This window comes from Mycobacterium lehmannii, assembly GCF_002245535.1.
Taxonomy (GTDB): Bacteria; Actinomycetota; Actinomycetes; order Mycobacteriales; family Mycobacteriaceae; genus Mycobacterium; species Mycobacterium lehmannii.
In genome coordinates, this window is record NZ_NKCN01000063.1 from 1 (window position 1) to 2,404 (window position 2,404).

A 2,404-nucleotide genomic window follows, 5' to 3' on the forward strand; every position below is an offset into this window, starting at 1 on the left:
TGACCGCGCTCACTGAAATTCCCCACTGACGCTCGTCGAAATTCCCCACCCGTGTGGCTCCGCCGAGAAGGGCGGGCCTCCCTCGAAGCTTCTGGTGTCTGACGCCAGTTGCCCCATCGAAGGAGGCCCGCTTTCTCATGCTCACATGGGAGGACGATGTGGAAGTACATGCCCTACGCAGGCGTGGTTGGTCGATCGCGGCGATTGCCCGCCACACCGGGTTCGACCGCAAGACGGTTCGCAAGTATCTGGCCGGTGACGGCCAGCCCGGAGTGCGTGCCCGCCCTGGTCCGGATCCGTTCGATCCGTTCGTTGACTACGTCACCGCGAGGCTGACCGAGGACCCGCACCTGTGGGCCCGCACCCTCTATGACGAACTCGAAGAGCTGGGGTTCGGGCTGTCGTATCAGAGCCTGACCCGCAACATCCGCGCGCGGAATCTACGCCCGGTGTGTGAGGCGTGCCGGACCGCAACCGGGCGCCCGAACGCGGTGATCCCGCACGCTGCGGGTGATGAAACCCAATGGGACTGGCTGGAATTGCCCGATCCACCGGCATTGTGGGGCTGGGGCAAGACCGCGCACCTGTTAGTCGGTTCGCTATCGCATTCCGGTAAGTGGCGCGGCTTCCTGGCATCCTCGGAGGATCAGCCGCACCTGGTTGCCGGTCTGGACCGGGTGACCCGCGGCCTGGGCGGGGTGACCCGGGTCTGGCGGTTCGACCGGATGGCCACGGTGTGCGATCCGGGCAGCGGCCGGGTGACCGCGTCGTTCGCCGGGGTGGCCAAACACTACGGGGTGTCGGTGGCGATCTGCCCGGCCCGGCGCGGCAACCGCAAGGGCGTGGTGGAGAAGGTCAATCACACCGCCGCGCAACGCTGGTGGCGCACCCTGGCCGACGACATGACCGTTGAGGCGGCGCAAGCCAGCCTGGATCGCTTCGCGGCGGTGCGCGGCGACACCCGACTGCGGGCCACAGCCGACGGCCGGTCCTCGGTCGCTGTCGTGGCCAAGAACGAGCCGCTGGCCCCGGTGCCGGCGACCCCGTATCCGGTGATCGTCTCCGAGACCCGCACCGCGTCGCGCCAAGCGCTGGTGTCCTACCGCGGCAACCGCTACTCGGTGCCCCCGGAACTGGCCGCCGCCAACGTGGTGGTGTCTCATCCGGTCGGGGGCGTCTTCGTCGACATCGCCACCTCCAGCGGGATCGTGATCGCGCGGCATCGGATGGCCGCCGACGGGCTCGGGGTGATGGTGCGTGACAGCGGCCATGTCATCGCACTGGAAACCGCCGCGATGGCCACCGCCGCGAGCGGGCGACCGCACCGCCGCAAGGAACGCATCCCACCCGGACCGGCCGCCAAAGCCGCTGCCGCACAACTGCTTCAACTCAAGCAGCCATCCACCGCCGAAATTGAAACTTCCACTCCGTCAACCGATTCCACCGTCGTCGATCTGTCCGTCTATGAGCGGGCCGCGCAGAACAGGACCATCCAATGACCCCCACACCCCGCACCCCGAAGACCACCGCCGACGAGTCACCGTCCGCGGCGGCGTCGCGGTACCAGCAGTTGCGTTCGCATCTGGCCGAGCTCAAACTGGCCGCGGCCGCCGAAGCCCTACCGGCGGTGCTCGACCAGGCCACCGCCGAGGGGCTGTCGCTGACCGTTGCGCTGGAGCGGCTGCTAGCCGTGGAAGTCGAGGCCAGCACCGCCCGACGGCTGGCTGGACGGTTGCGGTTCGCCTGCCTGCCCACCCCGGCCACCCTGGCCGACTTCGACGTCGACTCCGCCGCCGGGATCGACCGCAAGCTCATCGACGAGCTGGGCACCTGCCGCTATCTGGAATCGGCGACAAACATTCTGCTCGTCGGGCCGCCGGGTACAGGAAAGACACACTTGTCCGTCGGATTGGCAAGGGCCGCAGCACACGCCGGTTACCGCACCTACTTCACCACCGCCGCTGATCTGGCCGCACGCTGTCACCGTGCCGCGATCGAGGGACGCTGGGCCACCACCATGCGGTTCTACGCCGGCCCGACCCTGCTGGTGATCGATGAACTGGGGTACTTACCGCTGCCTGCCGAGGCCGCTTCGGCCTTGTTTCAAGTTGTCTCCCAACGCTATTTGAAAACATCCATCGCGATCACAACAAACCGCGGGGTGGGCGCCTGGGGCGAGATCCTCGGCGACACCACCGTGGCCGCCGCCATGCTCGACCGCTTGCTACACCGCTCGGTCGTCATCAACCTCGACGGCGAGTCCTACCGGCTACGCGACCACCAGGCCGCCGCGGAAACACTCCGCCGAACCACCACCGGCACCCGCCAACCACTACACTGACCGCTGCTCACAGGTGGGGAATTTCAGCGAGCACACCTGGGGACTTTCGATGAGCGCCGTCAG

The 2,404-nt window shown here is 67.7% G+C and carries 2 protein-coding genes; both read left to right on the plus strand.

Translation table 11 applies throughout. From position 1 onward, the window contains the following. Window positions 1–137: 137 nt before the first annotated feature. Window positions 138–1,499 carry a Mu transposase domain-containing protein gene (locus CEX87_RS26850; protein WP_094289872.1) on the plus strand — a complete coding sequence of 454 codons (1,362 nt, stop codon included), beginning with the start codon at window positions 138–140 and terminating at the stop codon, window positions 1,497–1,499. Beyond that, window positions 1,496–2,341, plus strand: a complete 846-nt coding sequence (gene istB / locus CEX87_RS26855; protein WP_094289874.1) for an IS21-like element helper ATPase IstB — start codon at window positions 1,496–1,498, stop codon at window positions 2,339–2,341. The genes CEX87_RS26850 and istB overlap by 4 nt, the downstream gene beginning before the upstream one ends. The last annotated feature ends 63 nt before the right edge of the window (window positions 2,342–2,404 follow it).

What these genes read in the sequence shown, in the direction of transcription:
- CEX87_RS26850 (WP_094289872.1), top strand. Translation starts at nt 138, where the DNA reads ATGCTCACATGGGAGGACGATGTGGAAGTACATGCCCTACGCAGGCGT.
- istB (WP_094289874.1), top strand. Translation starts at nt 1,496, where the DNA reads ATGACCCCCACACCCCGCACCCCGAAGACCACCGCCGACGAGTCACCG.